This is a genomic window from Streptomyces sp. NBC_00873, from assembly GCF_045207415.1.
In the GTDB taxonomy this organism is placed as follows: Bacteria; Actinomycetota; Actinomycetes; order Streptomycetales; family Streptomycetaceae; genus Streptomyces.
Window position 1 is genome coordinate 6,695,536 of sequence record NZ_CP108803.1, and the last position, 18,062, is coordinate 6,713,597.

Below are 18,062 nucleotides of genomic sequence, written 5' to 3' on the forward strand. Positions count from 1 at the left end.
TGGGTATGTGCAAGGCCGTAGGGTTGCAGCAGGACATCCGCAGTTCGACGGCGCACCGCGAGATCCTGTGCAGGCAGCAGCACGACGCTCGACGAAAGAGGACGCAACGATGACGACGGTTCCCCAGCCGACCGACGGGACCCGCTGGCGCTGCACGCTCTGCGGAAATCTCACCCGCTTCGACGTGACCCGCACCTCCAAGGTCGTCGAATACGTCCATCTCGACCTGGCCGGTGAGTCGACCGTCGAGGAACGCGAGGTGGTCAGTGAGACCATCGAGTCGGTCCGCTGCCGCTGGTGCAACGCGGTGGACCAGATCGAACTAGTCGACAGGCCGGGTGCCGACTCCTGACGGGGCCGTGCGGACAGACATTTTGGGGTGACGGATCGTGGAGCAGCCCGATAGCGGCGCCGAGTCGGCCGATGGCGCCGGCGACGCCGTCGAGGCGCTCGACCGCCCGCTGCCCGAAGGCGTACGGCGGCGGGTCGTCGCGCTGGTCTCGGACGCGTTCGGCGGCCTGACGGTCACCGAACTCCCGGCCCAGCTCAGGCAGTACGCCCGCTTCACCCCGACCCGGCGCGCCAAGTTCGCCGGGAACGCGATGGCGGCCGCCCTGGAGAATGACACCCTGTTCCGTCAGCGCATCGGCGAACGGCTCCGGGAGTCCCAGCCGGAGCTGGCAGCTGCCGTGGAGGCCGGATCGCCGCCGGCCGCCGCCGATCCCGTCGATGTGGCCGCGGCCGCCTATGTGCTGCGCCCGGTCGGCTGGGTGAAACTGGTCGCCACCGCCGGCGAGGAGGTCCAGCGCGCCGACGCCGAGCGGGCCGACGAGGAGAGCCGGCGCGAGCTGGAACGGCTGCGCGAGGAGCTTGCCCAGGCCCGGACCCAGACGAGGAGCGAGACCGAACGGCTCCGCGCCGAACTCGACGCGGCCCGCAAGGAAGCCGATTCGCTGCAGCGCAAACTCCGCTCCGCCCTCAACGAGGTCAAGCGCGGCGAGGCCGCGGTGCGCCGCGGCAAGGCCGAGGCCGACACCCTGCGGGCCGAGGCGGCCACCCAGATCTCCGCCGCCGAGAGCGAGACCCGGCGGCTGCGGGCTCGGCTCGGTGAGGCGGAGGCGTCCGTCGAGGCGAGCCGCAGAGCCTCCAGGGAGGGGCGTTCGGTCGAGGACATGCGGCTGCGGCTGCTCCTCGACACGGTGCTCGACGCGGCCCGGGGGCTGCGCCGCGAACTCGCCCTCCCTCCCTCCTCGATCCGCCCCGCGGACAGTGTCGACGCGGTCGAGCCCGGCGCGATGTCGCCCAAGGACATTGCCACCAGGGCTCTTTCGGAGACCGATCCGGCCCTGCTCGACCAGTTGCTCGCGCTGCCGCAGGCGCATCTGATCGTGGACGGCTACAACGTCACCAAGACCGGCTATCCGCAGCTGCCGCTGGAGAAGCAGCGGCTGCGGCTGCTGGGCGGTCTCGCGGTGCTCGCCGCGCAGTCGGGCGCCGAGATGACCTGTGTCTTCGACGGGGCCGAACTGGCCGCTCCGGTACTGCTCGCACCTCCGCGCGGGGTGCGCGTGCTGTTCAGCAAGCCGGGCGTGACCGCCGACGAACTCATCCGCCAGCTCGCCCGCGCCGAACCGCAGGGCAGGCCCGTCGTGGTGGTCTCCACCGACCGTGAAGTGGCGGACGGCGTGGCGAAGGCGGGGGCCAGGCCCGTTGCGTCCGTCTTGCTCCTGAAGCGGCTTTCGCGCGTCTGACGCGCCTTGTGGCCACTTGTCGGAAATCGGGGAACGTACCGTCAAGTCGTCGCTACACCCTGTGTGATGAGAATAAAGAAGTGGCGGTTGTGGCGAGATTTTTCTTGTGAGGATTTGAACTGATCACAAGATGGTCACTAGGGTCGGGCTTCGAACCTTCGCACGGTTGATCACCCATCCGGGGTGGCAGCGAAGGAACCGCCGAGTCCGTGACGTGCACGGAGCCGGGGATTCAGTTCCCCCCACAGCCCGGTAGGCGGCTCGAGGAAGAAGGAGCTCGCCTTCGTGGCGTCCCACCGTCGTCCCAAGCAGCCGAGCCGCGCCCGTGTGACCGTGCTCACCGCGACCGCCGCCGCGGCCGTGGCCCTGACCTCTCAGGCCGCCCACGCCGACCCCAAGCCGACCAAGAGTGAGGTCAAGGCGAAGGTCGACAAGCTCTACCACGAGGCGGAGAAGGCCACCGAGAAGTACAACGGGGCCAAGGAGCAGCAGCAGAAGCTCGAAAAGCAGGTCGGAGCGCTGCAGGACAAGGTGGCCCGCGGCCAGGAGGAGCTCAACACGCTCCGCAGCGGCCTCGGTTCGCTCGCCGCCGCGCAGTACCGCTCCGGCGGCATCGACCCGTCCGTGCAGCTCTTCCTCGCCTCAGACCCGGATACCTTCCTCGACGAGGCCTCGGCCCTCGACCAGTTGACGGCCAAGCAGACCGAGTCGCTGGAGAAGATCCAGGAGAAGCAGCGGGCCCTCGCGCAGCAGCGCAAGGAGGCCCAGGACAAGCTGGGCGACCTCGCGGACGTCCGCAAGACGCTCGGCGAGAACAAGAAGAAGTTCCAGGGCAAGCTCGCCGAGGCGCAGCGCCTGCTCAACACCCTGACCGCCGCCGAGCGCGCCAAGATGGCCGAGGAGGACCAGCGCGCCAGCCGCGCCGCAGGCGACCGGGTCGACCTGGGCAACGAGGTTCCCGCCTCCGCCCGCGGCGCCGCCGCCCTCAGGGCCGGCGCCACCCAGCTCGGCAAGCCGTACGTCTCCGGCGGCACCGGCCCCAACTCCTACGACTGCTCGGGCCTGACCCAGTGGTCCTACGCCCAGGCCGGCGTCCACATCACCCGCACCACGTACACGCAGATCAACGATGGCACGCAGATAGGCCGCAGCGCCCTCAAGCCGGGTGACCTCGTCTTCTTCAACAGCACGTCGCACGTGGCTCTGTACGCGGGCAACAACACTGTTCTGCACGCCCCGTACCCGGGCGCGGTGGTCCGCTACGAGTCGATGAACACCATCGGCAGCTTCCAGGTCGGCGTGCGTATCTGACGACGCCCGAACGGGCGAATTACCGCGCCCCGCACAGACAGCCCGCCCCGCCGGAGACCACAGGTCACCGGCGGGGCGCCGTCGTTCGTGACCTGCACCCATCTGGCGCGGCCGTTCGTGCACTCCGTAGTCGCCCGACTACTCTCTGCCTGCTGTGCGGCTCCCGTCCGTCGGTCCGCCCGTCCCGGGCGGCAGGGGGCCGCGTACGTCTGCGTACAGCGGAAGGGAGTGCGGCGTCCTGTGGTGTCCCATCGCCGTTCCACACAGCCCGGCGTCAACCGGAGCGTCCGGGTCACAGTCCTGTCCGCGGCCGCGGCGACCGCCGCCGCCACGCTCGGGGCGGCAGCCGCGCACGCCGACCCGAAGGGCACGCCCCGGACCGCCAGGGCCGAGATCGACCGGCTGTACAGCGAGGCCGAGCACGCCACCGAGCAGTACAACAAGGCGGGGGAGAACGCCGACCGGCTGCGCGGCGAGCTGAACCGGGCCCGGGAACGGGCGGCCCGCGGTCAGGAACGGATCAACCGGATGCGCATGGCGCTCGGTTCGGCCGCCGCCGCGCAGTACCGCTCCGGTGGCATCGACCCCTCGCTCGCCCTGCTGCTCTCCGCCGATCCGGACAGCTACCTCGACCGGGCAGCCACCCTGGACCGGCTGAACGCCCGTCAGACCACCGCCCTGCACGAACTCCAGCACGCCCGGCGCGGCCTCGCTCAGGTCCGTGCGGAGGCCGCCCGCTCGCTCGCCGGCCTGGAGCGCAACAAGGCAGCCGCCACCCGGCACAAACGGACCGTCGAGGGCAAGCTCCGGCAGGCCCGGCAGCTGCTGGCCTCGCTGCCCGCCGCGGACCGGGCGGCCTTCGATCGCGCCTCGCGCTCCGGCCGCGACGCCTCGTTCTCCGCCCTGGCCGATCTGCCGGCCGGCTCGTCCCGGGCGGCGGCCGCCGTCATGGCCGTCCGCCGGGCCGTCGGACTCCCGTACATCTGGGGCGCCAACGGACCCGCCGGATTCGACTGCTCCGGGCTGATGCAGTGGGCGTACGGCCAGGCCGGTGTCAGCCTGCCGCGCACCTCGCAGGCGCAGCGGTACGCCGGCCACATGGTGTCGCTCTCCCAGGCCCGTCCCGGCGATCTGGTCACCTACCGCTCGGACGCCGGCCATATCGGGATGTACGTGGGCAACGGGCAGGTGATCCACGCCCCGCACCCAGGTGCTCCGGTCCGCTACGACCCGGTCGGCATGATGCCGGTCTCCTCGGTGACCCGCGTCTGAGAGGCTGTCGGGCTGCCTTCGATCGGGAAGCGGGCGGGGCCTGGTGCGTGCGATCGCAAGGCGCCGGAAGGTCCTCGGACGGGGCCTCCCCTGCTCGAACGAAGCTGAGAGCTCGGGGAAGGAGCTACCAGGACCTTTCGGCAACGCTGCGAGGGTGCGTGCCAGGGCACGACCGCCCGATCAGGGGTAGCCCGACAGCCTCTGGCCCGTACCCTCGGTCACGTGGCTGATCAGGGGCGCACCGCAGGGCGGGGACATGACGGACGGCGGCGCGCGGCGGGCGCGGCGCTCGCCGGACTGCTGCTCGCGTCCGCCTGCACGGCCCCCGCCCCCGCCACCCCCGACCCCATCGTCCGGGCCGTCGGCGCCACCCTGGACCGCCGCGCCGCCGCAGTCCTGGACCACGACCCGGACCGCTTCCTCGCCGCACTCGCCCCCGGGGCCACCGGGCTGCGGGCAGCCCAGCGCCGGGAGCTGGCCCATCTCGCCGACGTGCCGCTGAGCTCATGGGCGTACAAGGTGACGGACGTGCGCAGGCGCGGAGCCGACCGGGCCACCGCCGACGTCGAGTTGCGCTACCGGATCGCGGGCTACGACAGTGCTCCGGTCACCGCGGACCGGGTGCTCGACCTGGAGCGGGACCCGGCGGACGGCCGCTGGTACATCACCGCGGACCGGGCCGGCCGGGACGGCGGCCCGCAGCTGTGGCAGCAGGGCGACGTCCAGGTCGTACGGGGCAGGCGAAGTCTCGTCCTCGGTGTGGGGCGGACAACGACGGAGCTCCGCGCGATCGCGGGCACCGCGGACCGTGCGGTGCCCGCCGTCTCCGCCGCCTGGCCGGAGCGCTGGGCCGGCCGCGTGGTGGTCCTCGTACCGGAGACGATCGACGACATGGCCGGGCTGCTGGGGTCACCGGCGGCGAACTACCGGGGCATAGCGGCCGTCACCACCGGTGAGACCGGCGGCCGGGCGCCCGCGGACCGGGTGATCGTCAACCCTCAGGCGTACGCGACGCTCGGCACGTTCGGGCAGCGGATCGTCCTCACCCACGAGACCGCCCATGTCGCCACCCGCGCCCGCACCTCCGCGTCCACTCCGACCTGGCTCTCCGAGGGCTTCGCCGACTGGGCGGCCTACCGCGCCGAGCACCGGACCGCCGAACAGGTCGCGCCCGAACTGGCCGACGCGGTCCGGCGCGGTGAGCTGCCCGCCGAACTGCCCGCCGACGAGGAGTTCGGGTTCACGGGAGACTCCGGGCGCCTCGCAAGGGCGTACGAGGGCGGCTGGCTGGCTTGCGCACTCATCGCCGACCACTGGGGCGAGAAGAAGCTCTTCGCCTTCTACCGGGCCGTCGGGGGGCACTCAGGACGGGACGGAGCGGTGGAGCAGGCGATGCAGGACGTGCTCGGCACGACCCCGCAGGAGTTCACGGCGCGCTGGCGGGAGTATCTGCGGTCCCGTCTCGGCTGACCTGCCCCGCCGGAGCGGACGAGTGGACCGGCAGCCGGCGCCGGTCCCGGCGGACCGGCGCGGGCACCGTCTCCTTCCACAGCAGCCGGGACGCGACCAGGGTCGCCGCGACCAGCAGACCGTTGCGTACGAACATCAGCGTCACGCCCTGCGCGTCGCTGGTCACCACGTGGATGAACCCGAGCGGGAACTCCAGCTGGGTGACGCCCGTCGCGACCAGCACCAGAACGGCCGGCAGCCCCATCCGGCTGGACCGGAAGACCAGACAGACCGCCGCGAGACCGACCAGCCACAGCATGTACTGGGGGCTGATCACCCGGCTCGTGATCGTGAACAGCAGCACCGCCGTGAACGCCGCATCGGCCGGCGTGCTCACCCCGAAGTCACGGGCCAGCAGCCGCCACACCACCAGCCAGCCGAACGCGGCGATACTCAGCCCCAGAGCCAGCGTGCTCACCAGCGGCACATGCGGCCCCAGGAACTCCAGCGACCCGTAGTTGAACTCCACCCGGCCCTGCCAGCCGAACTGCCGCGCCACATGGAAGACCAGCGCCCCCAGCGACTCGACCTCGGTGCCGCGGTCGCGCTGGAACCCGAGAAAGGCCAGCGCTCCCGGCAACGCGGCCGTGCACACCACCAGCAGCCCGGCCGCCGTCACCACCGCCGCCGTCCATGAGCGGCGGGTCGACGCCCCACGCGCGGTCCCGGCCAGCAGCAGCACCGGCCACACCTTCAGCAGCGCGCCGAAGGCGGCCAGCGCCCCCAGCACCCGCGGATGCCGCACCCCCGCCAGCAGTGCCGCCACCGCGACCGCCGTCACCATCACGTCGTACCGCGCGTACGCGGTCGTGCCGAGCAGGGGCACCCCCGCCACCCACACCCAGCCGCCCGCGGTCCGCCTGCCGGTGCGGCGGCCCGCGTACAGCAGCAGGCCGAGCACCAGTGCGTCACAGAGGCAGGCGAGGACGAAGAAGGCCGAGGCGTAGTCCAGGAACGGCAGCAGGGCGGGGGACAGGATGGCGAGCGCCGCGACGGGCGGGTACTGCCAGGTGACATCGCCCAGCGGATACGTGCCGGTCTTCAGCACCTCGGACCAGCCGTGGTAGATCACCGAGACGTCGCTCGTCACGTCCGGGCCCGGCAACGTGATGACCTTGAAGACGCAGAGCAGCAACGCAGCCCTGGTGAGCGCCCACACCGCGACGGGTGCGAGAAATCTGCCGGTGCCGCCTGCTTCTGTCATGCCCGCGCCCATCCCCTTCGCCAGTGGCTCCGAGCCATGATGCACGGCCTGACCGTGGGCGAGCCATCAAGCCGGGCCGTTCGGTACTGTCGGCGGCGATGGACAAGACCCTGATCGTGACCAACGACTTTCCGCCCCGACCCGGCGGTATCCAGGCATTTCTGCACAATATGGCACTCCGCCTGGACCCCGGCCGGCTCGTCGTCTACGCCTCCACCTGGAAGCGGAGCCCCGAGGGCGTCGCGGCCACCGCCGCCTTCGACGCCCAGCAGCCGTTCACCGTCGTCCGTGACCCGACGACGATGCTGCTGCCGACCCCGCGGGTGACCCGGCGCGCGGTCCAGCTGCTGCGCGAACACGACTGCACCTCCGTCTGGTTCGGGGCCGCGGCCCCCCTCGGGCTGATGGCACCGGCACTGCGGAGAGCGGGTGCCCGGCGACTGGTCGCCACCACCCACGGGCACGAGGCCGGCTGGGCCCGACTTCCCGCGTCCCGCCAGCTGTTGCGCCGGATAGGCGAGGGTACGGACACGATCACGTACCTCGGCGAGTACACCCGCTCCCGGATCGCCGGCGCGCTCACCCCCGAGGCAGCCGGGCGCATGGTCCAGCTGCCGCCCGGCGTCGACGAGAAGACCTTCCGCCCGGACTCCGGCGGGGACCGGATCCGGGCCCGGCTCGGACTCTCGGACCGGCCCGTCGTCGTCTGTGTGTCGCGGCTGGTGCCCCGCAAGGGCCAGGACACCCTGATCCTCGCGATGCCCGCGATTTTGGCGCGGGAGCCGGACGCCGTCCTGCTGATCGTCGGCGGCGGACCGTACGCCAAGGAGCTGGAGAAGCTGGCCGCGGAGACCGGCGTCACCGGCTCGGTGCGGTTCACCGGACCGGTGCCCTGGGAGGAGCTGCCCGCCCACTTCGGCGCGGGCGACGTCTTCGCGATGCCGTGCCGCACGCGTCGCGGCGGTCTCGACGTCGAGGGGCTCGGCATCGTCTACCTGGAGGCGTCCGCTACCGGACTGCCGGTGGTGGCGGGCGACTCGGGCGGCGCCCCCGACGCCGTACTCGACGGCGAGACCGGCTGGGTGGTGCGGGGCGGCTCCGTCGAGGAGACCGCCGACCGCATCGCCACCCTGCTCGGCGACCCCGAACTGTGCCGGCGGATGGGGGAGCGGGGCCGGGCCTGGGTCGAGGAGAAGTGGCGCTGGGACCTGCTCGCGGAGCATCTCAGGGCGCTGCTCTGAAGATACGAAGATACGAAGGCACGGGGGAGGGGTCGATCAGTCGTGCGGGCCCCTCCCCGTACACCTGCAACCGCGGGATCAGCCGTGGTAGATCGACTCCACCTCGTCCGCGAAGTCCTTCGCCACCACATTCCGCTTCAGCTTCAGCGAGGGCGTGATGTGACCGGCCTCCTCGGTGAACTGCGAGGCCAGGATGCGGAACTTGCGCACCGACTCCGCCTTGGACACCGCCGCGTTGCCGTCGTCCACCGCCCGCTGCACCTCGGCCAGCAGCTCCGGGTCCTCGCGCAGCGACACCGCCGTCGAGCCGGCCGGCTTGCCGTGCTCCTCGGCCCAGTGGGCCAGGAACTCCTCGTCCAGGGTGATCAGCGCACCGACGAACGGCCGCCCGTCGCCGACCACCATGCACTCCGCGACCAGGGCGTGCCCGCGGATCCGGTCCTCGATCACTGCGGGAGCGACGTTCTTGCCGCCCGCCGTGACAATGATCTCCTTCTTGCGGCCGGTGATCGTCAGATAGCCGTCCTCGTCGAGGGTGCCGATGTCCCCCGTGTGGAACCAGCCGTCGGCCAGCGCGTCGGCCGTCGCCGCCTCGTTGTTCCAGTAGCTCGCGAACAGATGCTCGCCGTGCAGCAGCACCTCGCCGTCGTCGGCGATCCGGACGACCGAGCCGGGCAGCGGCTGGCCGACCGTACCGATCTTCTGCCGGTCCCACGGGTTGAACGCGGTGGCCGCGCACGTCTCCGTGAGGCCGTATCCCTCCAGCACCGTGAAGCCGATGCCGCGGTAGAAGTGCCCGAGCCGCTCGCCCAGCGGCGCACCGCCCGAGATCGCGTACTCGCCGAGGCCGCCGAGCACGGCGCGCAGCTTGCTGTAGACCAGCCGGTCGAAGACCTTGTGCTTGAACTTCAGGCCGATGGACGGACCCTGAGGAGTGCCGAGCGCACGGCTGTAGGCGATCGCGATGTTCGCGGCCCTGTCGAAGATCTTGCCCTTGCCGTCGGCCTGCGCCTTGGCACGCGCCGAGTTGTAGACCTTCTCGAAGACCCGCGGCACACCGAGGATCAGCGTCGGCCGGAACGCGGCCAGCTCATCGGTGAGGTTCTTGATGTCCGGTACGCAGCCGAGGCGGATCGGGGCCATCACCGCGGCCACCTCGACCAGTCGGCCGAAGACATGGGCCGCGGGCAGGAAGAGCAGTACGGAGCACTCGCCGGTACGGAAGAGGGGCTTCAGCCGCTCCACCACGTTGCCGCACTCGGCGAAGAAGCTTCGGTGCGTGAGCACACAGCCCTTGGGGCGGCCGGTGGTGCCCGACGTGTAGACGATGGTGGCCGGGTCGTCGGCCTTGGCAGCGGCGCTGCGCAGGTCGACGGTCTCGTCCGAGACCTCCGTACCCGACGCGGTCAGCTCGTCGACCGCGTCCTTGTCGATCTGCCACACGTTGCGCAGCTCCGGCAGCCGGTCGCGCATGGCGGCGACGGACTCGGCATGCCCGTCGCTCTCCACGATCACCGCGACCGCGCCGGAGTCGCCGAGGATCCACTGGACCTGCTCGGCGGAGCTGGTCTCGTACACCGGGACGGTGACCGCGCCCGCGCTCCAGATCGCGAAGTCCAGCTGCACCCACTCGTAGCGGGTACGGGACATCAGACCGATCCGGTCGCCGGGCTGCACGCCTGCGGCGATCAGGCCCTTGGCGGCGGCTCTGACCTCGGCCAGGAACCGGGCGGCGGTGACATCGGTCCACAGGCCCGCCACCTTGCGGCTCATCACCGCTACATCGGGATGCTGAGAGGCATTGCGGCGGATGAGATCCGTCAGGTTGCCGTCCGAGGGAACCTCGTACAGGGCCGGAAGGCTGAACTCGCGCAAGACTGCTGCTCCTCATCGGGCTCCGCTGCCACGGCTCTGTGTGACGCACCGGCTGCGGTCCAGGATTGGCAGGGTGCTCAGTGAGGTGAGCACGACTGGACCGCCCGGACGTTACCCACCAGTACTCGGTTCCGGATAGGGGGTTCCGGCCAGATGTCTTATGCGTCACACATATCGGTGATCCTCGCGCGCACAGTAGTGCACCCAGGTGACAAGCATGAAGTATCCGCAGGTCCGGCGGGCTCTACCCAGTCCGTCGGCGGCGCCCTAGGGTGATCGTCATGCCAGCCGGAGCGAACAGCCGCGAGGGTGCCACCGCACGCCGTACCCGGATTCACGTGGTCAGTGACGTGCACGGGAACACCGAAGCCCTGGCCCGGGCCGGGGACGGCGCCGACGCCCTCGTCTGCCTCGGTGACCTGGTGCTCTTCCTCGACTACGCCGACCACTCGCGCGGCATCTTCCCCGAACTCTTCGGCGTGGAGAACGCCGACCGGATCGTCGAGCTGCGCACCGCCCGCCGCTACGAGGAGGCCCGTGACTTCGGTCGCGGTCTCTGGGCGGGCCTGGACCGCAATGCCGCCATCGTCGGTGCGGTGCGCCATCAGTATGCCGAGATGTTCGCGGCCTTCCCCACACCGACGTATGCCACGTACGGCAATGTCGACATCCCCGACCTCTGGCCCGAATACGCCCGCCCCGGCACCACCGTCCTGGACGGCGAACGAGCCGAGATCGGCGGCCGCGTCTTCGGCTTCGTCGGCGGCGGGCTCCGAACCCCGATGCGCACCCCGTGCGAGATCAGCGACGAGGAGTACGCCGCCAAGATCGAGGCGGTCGGCGAGGTGGACGTCCTGTGCACGCACATCCCGCCCGACGTACCGGAGCTGACCTACGACACGGTGGCGCGCCGGTTCGAGCGCGGCAGCAGGGCACTCCTCGACGCGATCCGCCGGACCCGCCCCCGGTACGCCGTCTTCGGCCATGTCCACCAGCCCCTGGTCCGCCGGATGCGGATCGGCGCCACCGAATGCGTCAACGTCGGTCACTTCGCCTCGACCGGCCGGCCCTGGGCCCTGGAGTGGTGACCACACGGCCCCGACCCTGGGACGATGCGCCCCGCGCACGCGATAGCCTTCTGGCGGCAGGCCTCTGCCGACCGACCGGTACACCGCACTGGAGGAGCCACAGCGATGGCTGAACACACCAGCTCGACCATCACGATCGAGGCGGCACCGGCCGACGTCATGGGCGTCATCGCCGACTTCGACCGGTACCCGGAGTGGACCGGTGAGGTCAAGGAAGCCGAGGTCCTCGCCAAGGACGAGCAGGGCCGCGCCGAGAAGGTCCGGCTGGTCCTCGACGCCGGTGCGATCAAGGACGACCACACGCTCGCCTACACCTGGACCGGCGACCACGAGGTCAGCTGGACCCTGGTCAAGTCCCAGATGCTGCGCGCCATCGACGGCTCCTACGCACTGGCCCCGCTCGGCGACGGCAGCCGCACCGAGGTCACCTACCGGCTGACCGTCGACGTCAAGATCCCGATGCTCGGCATGATCAAGCGCAAGGCGGAGAAGGTCATCATCGACCGCGCGCTGGCCGGTCTGAAGAAGCGCGTCGAGTCCGTCCCGCGGGGCTGACCGGATGCGTACGGTCCTCGTCACCGGCCCCGGCGGCGCCGGCCGTACCACCGTCGCGGCGGCGACCGCACTGGCCGCGGCCCGCCGCGGCCGCCGCACGCTGCTGCTCTCCGCCGACGCCATACCCGGCTTCCCCACCGGCACGGAACCCACCGAGGTCACCGAGGGACTCTGGTTCGCCCGCATCGACTCCGGCGAGCACTTCCGTACCGAACTTCTCTCCCTCCAGGACCAGGCGTCCTCCGTACTCGACCTGCTCGGCGGGAACCGGCTCGACGGCGAGGAGCTGACCGAACTCCCCGGCAGCGCCCAGCTCGCCCTGCTGCACACCCTGCGCCGCGCAGCCCGGGGTGACTGGTCGCGGGACGGCTACGACACCCTCGTCGTCGACCTGCCCCCGCTGCGCGAAGCCCTCGCCGTGCTCGCCCTGCCCGAACAGCTGCGCCGCTATCTGCGCCGCCTGCTGCCCCCGGAGCGCCAGGCGGCCCGCGCCCTGCGCCCGATGCTCGCCCAGCTCGCCGGCGTCCCTATGCCCGCCCAGTGGCTGTACGAGACCGCCGCCCGCCGGGACGCCGAGCTGGCCTCCGTCCAGACCCTGGTCGAGGACCGCGGCACCACGGTCCGCCTCGTCGCCGAACCGGGACCCGCCGCCGAGGACGCCCTGCGCACCGCCCGCACCGGACTCGCCCTGCACGGACTCCGCGTCGACACGCTCACCGTCAACCGGGTGCTGCCCAGGCATTCCTCCGACCCCTGGTTCGCCGATCTCGCCGCCCAGCAGGAGAAGTGCATCGGCCACTGGTACGAGGAGTGGGTGCCGGCCGCGTCCCTGTGCGAGGTGCCCCATCTCGGCCGGGACCCGCAGGGGCTCGACGACCTCACCCTCCTCGACACTTCGTCGAGCTGCACCACCTTCGAGGCGGCGGGCACCGGCGGCGGGCTCTTCGCGGGGGACGGGCTCGCCGTCGAGCTGGACGACCGGCCGGGCGGACGCGCCCAGGACCCCTGGTGGATCGAGGACCCGAACGCCCCGGACGGCCACGACGAGCTGCGGGAACTGCTCCGTGGCCGACCGGACGCGACCGCCGCGCCGCAGCCGGCCGTCAGTGAGGACGGCGACGGGGTCCTGGTCTGGTGCCTGCCGCTGCCCGGAGCCGTCAAGGAGAACCTGCAGCTGGTCCGGCGCGGCGACGAACTGCTCCTGACCGTCGGCCCGTTCCACCGGATCGTGCCGCTGGAGTCCGGACTGCGCCGCTGCACCGTCTCCGGCGCCGCACTGACGGACGGTGTACTGCGGGTCCGGTTCACGCCGGACCCCACACTGTGGCCGCGGACCTCCTGAACGGCGTACCACCGTTCGGGTAACGTCGGTAGTACGCGTCCCGTATGCGGCGGTGGACCACGCCCCCGCACGCGCGACGTCCGCAACCACGTCGCAGGAGTCCGCCATGAGCGAAGCCACCGATCGTCCCGTCGACGACGACGCGTGGGCCAGGGCCTGCGCCGAGGACCTGGAAGCCGAGAAGGGCCGTCGCCGCGCCGAGTACGGCCCGCCGACCGGTTCCGCGGCCGAGGAGCTCCGCAAACTGGTCGACGCCGTGGCCGACAAGGTCGCCTCCCTCCAGTCACCGCTGTTCGGCGTCGCCGCCCAGGGCGCCGTGCAGCAGGTGATCAAGCAGGCGAAGGCCGCCGTCGAGCCTGTCATCGAACGCAATCCGGACGTCTTCGACCACATCGCCGCGGCCGGCAGCGAACTCCTCGCCGCCTACCGCTCCGCCGTCGAAGGCCAGGAACGCCGCTGGACCCAGGGCGCCGCAGACCCCGGCGGCGCCTCGAAGAAGGCCGGCGACCCCACCGACCCGCGCGACGACGACAGCGGGCCGGGCGAACACATCGACCTGGACTGACCGGCACCGATAGGGCGGGGAGCGGGGCTCGGGTACGGTTGGCCACAGCGGGGCTCGACCGAAACTGAGGGATTCATGGGACTCACCATCGGCGTCGATATCGGCGGCACGAAGATCGCGGCTGGAGTGGTCGACGAAGAGGGCCGGATCCTCTCGATGTTCAAGGTGCCGACCCCGCCGACGGCTGAAGGCATCGTGGACGCGATCGCGGCGGCGGTGTCCGGCGCCAGCGAGGGACACGAGGTCGAAGCGGTCGGCATCGGCGCTGCCGGATATGTCGACGACAAGCGCGCCACTGTGCTGTTCGCGCCGAACATCAACTGGCGGCACGAACCGCTGAAGGACAAGGTCGAGCAGCGCGTCGGCCTCCCCGTCGTCGTCGAGAACGACGCCAACGCGGCGGCCTGGGGTGAATACCGCTTCGGCGCAGGCCAGGGCCACGACGACGTCATCTGCATCACGCTCGGCACCGGCCTCGGCGGCGGCATCATCATCGGCAACAAACTGCGCCGCGGACGCTTCGGTGTGGCCGCCGAATTCGGCCACATCCGGGTCGTCCCGGACGGGCTGCTCTGCGGCTGCGGCAGCCAGGGCTGTTGGGAGCAGTACGCATCCGGGCGCGCGCTCGTCCGATACGCGAGGCAGCGTGCCAACGCCACCCCGGAGAACGCCGCGGTCCTTCTCGGCCTGGGCGACGGCACGGTGGACGGCATCGAGGGCAAGCACATCAGCGCGGCCGCCCGGCAGGGCGACCCGGTGGCGATCGACTCGTTCCGCGAGCTGGCCCGCTGGGCCGGCGCCGGACTCGCCGACCTCGCCTCGCTCTTCGACCCGTCCGCGTTCATCGTCGGCGGCGGCGTCTCGGACGAGGGCGAGCTCGTCCTCGACCCGATCCGCAAGTCGTTCCGGCGCTGGCTGATCGGCGGCGAGTGGCGGCCGCACGCCCAGGTGCTCGCGGCCCAACTGGGTGGCAAGGCAGGCCTGGTGGGCGCGGCGGACCTGGCCCGCCAGGGCTGAGCCCACCACGTCACGGACAACACCGGACGCCCGTCGCGCCCTCACCGGTCGCGGCGGGCGTCCGTCGTATGGTGAGCCGTATGGTCATGACGGAGCTGCCCGACTCCCGTACCGAGCCGAACGGTTCGGCCGTCATCAGAGTGCTCAGCTACAACATCCGGTCGATGCGCGACGACCGTGAGGCGCTGGCCCGCGTCATCCGCGCCTGCGCACCCGATCTGGTTTTCATCCAGGAGGCCCCGCGCTTCTTCCGCTGGCGCAAGCGCGCCGCCTGGCTCGCCGCCCACACCGACCTGGTGGTCCTCGCCGGCGGCGCCACCGCCGCCGGGCCGCTGCTCCTGTGCTCGCTGCGCGCCACCGTGGAACGTACGGAGGACCTGCTGCTGCCGCGCACCCCCGGACTGCACCGCAGAGGCTTCGCCACGGCGGTGGTACGGATCGCGGGCACCCGGATCGGACTGCTGAGCTGCCATCTGAGCCTGCGCCACGAGGAGCGCGTGGTCCAGGCGGACCTACTGCTCGACCGGCTGGACGCCATGGAGGTCGAGCACGTCATCGTGGCTGGCGACCTCAACGACGCACCGGAGGGGAAAGCCTTCCAGCTGCTGGCCGGGCGGCTCCAGGACGGCCGGTCCGTCCGGCCGTGGGGTGGCGAGCTCACCTTCCCGGCCCACGATCCGCGCCTGCGCATCGACGCGGTCTTCGCGAGCAGAGGCATCGAAGTCCTCGGCTGCGGAGTCCCGTCGGGACTGCCCGGCGTCACGGAGCAGGACCTGCGCGCGGCCACCGACCATCTGCCGGTACTGGCCGCGCTCAGGGTGCCCGCCCTGTCCTCGCCCGCCCAGATGCATTGACCCCCGGAGTCTCGCCGGGCCTGCGGCGGCCGGCCCGGCCCTCGTACGACCGGACAGCCACTCGGCCTGATCCGGGGGAGACGGCTCAGACCACCGCGCCGCGCCCGGGGTCGTCGTCATCCTCGTCGTCGTGCTGCATCCGCGCGACCAGGGTGACGAAACCGCCCAGGAAACCGCCGATGCAGACCGTGGTGAGCCACCACGTCATCTCCCACTGCAACAGCACGGCGAGCAGCATCAGCACCGGTCCGCCGACGACCGCGAGCCAGGCGAACTTCGCCGTGACATCGGCCTCCGGCAGCGGAGGCGGCTCCGGGGGGATGAAGTGTCCCTCGTCGCTGTCGTCCGCGTCGTCGCTGTCGCCGTCCGCCGGCTCCGCCAGCTCGTAGTCGCGGGGACCCCCGACACCGGGGGCGAAGACGACCGAGCTGCCGAGCGGCTTCTCCGGCGGCTTCTTCTTGGTGCCCTTGTCCGGCTCCAGGACGTTGCGCTCGCTGTCCTCCAGGAGCGCGAGGCCGTCGATCGACTTGAACGGCTTGGCGCCCGGCGGGTCCGGCGGCTCCTCGCCGTAGCCCGCGACGATCGCCTCCCAAGCGGCGTCCTCGTCGAGCGCGTCACCCTTGCCCGGACCCCCGGGGACGTGTGGCGCACCCGCGCCGTCCTCGGGCACGGCCTCCCCCTCGGTGGGGCGCGGTTCGCGCTCCTCCTCGCTGCCCGCGCGCTCCGCGTCGTGCTCAGCCACCTGACGTGCTCCCCTTCTTCCCGACGCTCGGAGCGAGGCGGCCGATGAACGAGTGGCTCTCGTCGAAGATCCGCTCCGCATCGTGGTCCAACGTCGCCACGTGGTAGCTCTGTTCCAGCAGGATCTCCTCGACATCCATGGACGACACCCGGCTGAGGATCCGCGCCGAGTCCGCCGGCGGCACCACATGGTCCTGCGGGCTGTGCAGCAGCAGGAGCGGCTGGGTGACCTGCGGCAGCTCCGCGTCGACCAGCCGGAAGAAGTTCCGCAGGGAGTGCGCAGCGTGCAGCGGCACCCGGTCGTAGCCGATCTCGGTGGAGCCTTCCCGGGCGATGTCGTTCGCCACGCCCTTCGTGGACGGCAGCAGATGGCGGACGACCGGCAGTGCGTACGCCGCCAGGCCATGCACCTTGTTGCCCGGATTGACGAGCACCAGACCGCTGATCGCGTCCCCGTGCTTCGCCGCCAGCCGCAGCGACAGCGCACCGCCCATGGACAGCCCGAAGACGAAGACCTGACGGCACCGCTCCGACAGGGCCCGCAGCTCCCGGTCCACCTCCGCGTACCAGTCCTGCCAGCCCGTGACCTGCATGTCCTCCCAGCGGGTGCCGTGCCCGGGCAGCAGCGGCAGCGCGACCGTGAGTCCGCGCTCCGCGAGATAATCGGCCCAGGGGCGCAGCGACTGGGGCGAACCGGTGAATCCGTGACAGAGGAGGACGCCGACCTCTCCGCCCTCGTGGCGGAACGGCTCGGCTCCAGGAAGGACCGGCACCGGGGTCTCCTGTTCTTGAGGCTCGAAAGGGAGCGAAAGGGGGAGTGCAAGAAGGATTGCTTCACCGTACGCGACCGGACTGACACCGACCAGGGCCGTCACCGGTCGCAGCCGTGCTTCGGCCCCGTGCCGGGCAGGAACGGCGGCAGCACCACGGGTTAAGGTCAATGCGACAGCACACAGGAGGCACCCGAGTTGATCTACGGCGCAATGAAGTTCTCCATCGGCGGGTCATTGAAGCTCGCCTTCAGGCCGTGGGTGGAGGGCCTGGAGAACATCCCCGCTCAGGGGCCGGCGATACTCGCGAGCAACCATCTCTCGTTCTCCGACTCCTTCTTCCTGCCGGCCGTGCTGGACCGCAAGGTCACCTTTATCGCCAAATCCGAGTACTTCACCGCGCCCGGCGTGAAGGGCAAGCTGACCGCCGCCTTCTTCAAGGGCGTCGGCCAGCTCCCGGTGGACCGGTCCGGTGCCCGCGGTGCCGGTGAGGCGGCGATCAAGGCCGGTATAGAGGTCATCGAGAGCGGCGGGCTCTTCGGGATCTACCCGGAGGGCACCCGGTCGCCCGACGGCCGCCTCTACCGCGGTAAGCCCGGTGGTCTCGCCCGGGTGGCGCTTGCCACCGGAGCACCCGTCATCCCCGTGGCGATGATCGACACGGAGAAGATCCAGCCGCCCGGTCAGGTGATCCCCAAGCTGATGCGCCCGGGCATCAGGATCGGCAAGCCGCTCGACTTCAGCCGCTACCACGGCATGGAGGGCGACCGCTTCATTCTCCGCTCGGTCACCGACGAGGTGATGTACGAGATCATGAAGCTCTCCGGGCAGGAGTACGTCGACATCTACGCGACCGCGGCCAAGCGCCAGATCGCGGACGAGGCGAAGCGCCGCGCGGAGGAAGAGAAGCACGCGGGCAGAAAGCCCGGCACGGAAGGGTGACGGAACAGCCGGCGCGTCACCGCGT

The 18,062-nt window shown here is 71.3% G+C and carries 17 protein-coding genes; 13 read left to right on the top strand and 4 right to left on the bottom strand.

The window, feature by feature from the left end:
* Positions 1-109 precede the first annotated feature (109 nt).
* The 5 genes from OH809_RS30900 (at position 110) to OH809_RS30920 (ending at position 5,804) form a co-directional block, all read left to right on the top strand.
* The gene (locus OH809_RS30900) at positions 110-352 is read left to right on the top strand and encodes a hypothetical protein (RefSeq protein ID WP_266986548.1); all 243 of its coding nucleotides are present in this window, start codon (positions 110-112) and stop codon (positions 350-352) included.
* A 37-nt stretch (positions 353-389) separates the two neighbouring features.
* Complete coding sequence (locus tag OH809_RS30905; protein WP_406418705.1) at positions 390-1,751, top strand: NYN domain-containing protein; 1,362 nt, start codon at positions 390-392, stop codon at positions 1,749-1,751.
* A gap of 285 nt (positions 1,752-2,036) precedes the next feature.
* Complete coding sequence (locus OH809_RS30910; protein WP_406418703.1) at positions 2,037-3,062, top strand: NlpC/P60 family protein; 1,026 nt, start codon at positions 2,037-2,039, stop codon at positions 3,060-3,062.
* Positions 3,063-3,302: 240 nt separating this feature from the next.
* Complete coding sequence (locus OH809_RS30915) at positions 3,303-4,334, top strand: NlpC/P60 family protein (protein ID WP_406418701.1); 1,032 nt, start codon at positions 3,303-3,305, stop codon at positions 4,332-4,334.
* A 222-nt stretch (positions 4,335-4,556) separates the two neighbouring features.
* Entirely contained in the window at positions 4,557-5,804 is a 1,248-nt protein-coding gene (locus tag OH809_RS30920; protein WP_406418699.1) for a hypothetical protein, read from the top strand.
* On the opposite strand, the gene OH809_RS30925 is transcribed toward OH809_RS30920, so the two are convergent.
* The gene (locus tag OH809_RS30925; RefSeq protein ID WP_406418697.1) at positions 5,761-7,047 is read right to left on the bottom strand and encodes a glycosyltransferase 87 family protein; all 1,287 of its coding nucleotides are present in this window, start codon (positions 7,045-7,047) and stop codon (positions 5,761-5,763) included. The two genes, OH809_RS30920 and OH809_RS30925, sit on opposite strands and share 44 nt — an antisense overlap.
* A 98-nt stretch (positions 7,048-7,145) precedes the next feature.
* On the opposite strand from OH809_RS30925, the gene OH809_RS30930 reads away from it, so the two are divergent.
* Positions 7,146-8,288: a glycosyltransferase family 4 protein gene (locus OH809_RS30930; protein WP_406418695.1), complete on the top strand. Its 1,143-nt coding sequence runs from the start codon at positions 7,146-7,148 to the stop codon at positions 8,286-8,288.
* A gap of 78 nt (positions 8,289-8,366) precedes the next feature.
* On the opposite strand, the gene OH809_RS30935 is transcribed toward OH809_RS30930, so the two are convergent.
* Complete coding sequence (locus OH809_RS30935; RefSeq protein WP_406418693.1) at positions 8,367-10,163, bottom strand: AMP-dependent synthetase/ligase; 1,797 nt, start codon at positions 10,161-10,163, stop codon at positions 8,367-8,369.
* Positions 10,164-10,444: 281 nt separating this feature from the next.
* Between OH809_RS30935 and OH809_RS30940 the strand changes: the two genes are divergently transcribed.
* From OH809_RS30940 to OH809_RS30965, 6 genes are all read left to right on the top strand, one after another.
* A complete protein-coding gene (locus tag OH809_RS30940; RefSeq protein ID WP_406418692.1) occupies positions 10,445-11,251 on the top strand; it encodes a metallophosphoesterase in 807 nt (268 codons plus the stop codon).
* Between the two features lie 105 nt (positions 11,252-11,356).
* Positions 11,357-11,806 carry an SRPBCC family protein gene (locus OH809_RS30945; protein ID WP_266986565.1) on the top strand — a complete coding sequence of 150 codons (450 nt, stop codon included), beginning with the start codon at positions 11,357-11,359 and terminating at the stop codon, positions 11,804-11,806.
* Between the two features lie 4 nt (positions 11,807-11,810).
* The gene (locus OH809_RS30950) at positions 11,811-13,148 is read left to right on the top strand and encodes an ArsA family ATPase (protein WP_406418690.1); all 1,338 of its coding nucleotides are present in this window, start codon (positions 11,811-11,813) and stop codon (positions 13,146-13,148) included.
* A gap of 106 nt (positions 13,149-13,254) precedes the next feature.
* Complete coding sequence (locus tag OH809_RS30955) at positions 13,255-13,713, top strand: DUF5304 domain-containing protein (RefSeq protein ID WP_406418689.1); 459 nt, start codon at positions 13,255-13,257, stop codon at positions 13,711-13,713.
* Positions 13,714-13,788: 75 nt separating this feature from the next.
* Positions 13,789-14,730, top strand: coding sequence for an ROK family glucokinase (locus OH809_RS30960; protein WP_406418687.1), 942 nt, complete (start codon positions 13,789-13,791; stop codon positions 14,728-14,730).
* Positions 14,731-14,810: 80 nt separating this feature from the next.
* Entirely contained in the window at positions 14,811-15,584 is a 774-nt protein-coding gene (locus OH809_RS30965) for an endonuclease/exonuclease/phosphatase family protein (RefSeq protein WP_406418685.1), read from the top strand.
* Between the two features lie 85 nt (positions 15,585-15,669).
* Here the strand turns inward: OH809_RS30965 and OH809_RS30970 are convergent, their stop codons facing one another.
* Positions 15,670-16,326, bottom strand: a complete 657-nt coding sequence (locus OH809_RS30970) for a hypothetical protein (protein WP_406418683.1) — start codon at positions 16,324-16,326, stop codon at positions 15,670-15,672.
* A complete protein-coding gene (locus tag OH809_RS30975) occupies positions 16,319-17,098 on the bottom strand; it encodes an alpha/beta hydrolase (protein ID WP_406418682.1) in 780 nt (259 codons plus the stop codon). Before OH809_RS30975 ends, OH809_RS30970 begins: the two co-directional genes overlap by 8 nt.
* Positions 17,099-17,293: 195 nt before the next feature.
* On the opposite strand from OH809_RS30975, the gene OH809_RS30980 reads away from it, so the two are divergent.
* Positions 17,294-18,037 carry a lysophospholipid acyltransferase family protein gene (locus tag OH809_RS30980; protein ID WP_037697119.1) on the top strand — a complete coding sequence of 248 codons (744 nt, stop codon included), beginning with the start codon at positions 17,294-17,296 and terminating at the stop codon, positions 18,035-18,037.
* Positions 18,038-18,062 lie beyond the last annotated feature (25 nt).

Excerpts from the sequence above, each read along its gene's own strand:
- OH809_RS30960 (WP_406418687.1), top strand. The coding sequence starts at position 13,789 with ATGGGACTCACCATCGGCGTCGATATCGGCGGCACGAAGATCGCGGCT.
- OH809_RS30965 (WP_406418685.1), top strand. The coding sequence starts at position 14,811 with ATGGTCATGACGGAGCTGCCCGACTCCCGTACCGAGCCGAACGGTTCG.
- OH809_RS30925 (WP_406418697.1), bottom strand. The coding sequence starts at position 7,047 with ATGACAGAAGCAGGCGGCACCGGCAGATTTCTCGCACCCGTCGCGGTG.
- OH809_RS30900 (WP_266986548.1), top strand. The coding sequence starts at position 110 with ATGACGACGGTTCCCCAGCCGACCGACGGGACCCGCTGGCGCTGCACG.
- OH809_RS30945 (WP_266986565.1), top strand. The coding sequence starts at position 11,357 with ATGGCTGAACACACCAGCTCGACCATCACGATCGAGGCGGCACCGGCC.
- OH809_RS30955 (WP_406418689.1), top strand. The coding sequence starts at position 13,255 with ATGAGCGAAGCCACCGATCGTCCCGTCGACGACGACGCGTGGGCCAGG.
- OH809_RS30930 (WP_406418695.1), top strand. The coding sequence starts at position 7,146 with ATGGACAAGACCCTGATCGTGACCAACGACTTTCCGCCCCGACCCGGC.
- OH809_RS30940 (WP_406418692.1), top strand. The coding sequence starts at position 10,445 with ATGCCAGCCGGAGCGAACAGCCGCGAGGGTGCCACCGCACGCCGTACC.
- OH809_RS30950 (WP_406418690.1), top strand. The coding sequence starts at position 11,811 with ATGCGTACGGTCCTCGTCACCGGCCCCGGCGGCGCCGGCCGTACCACC.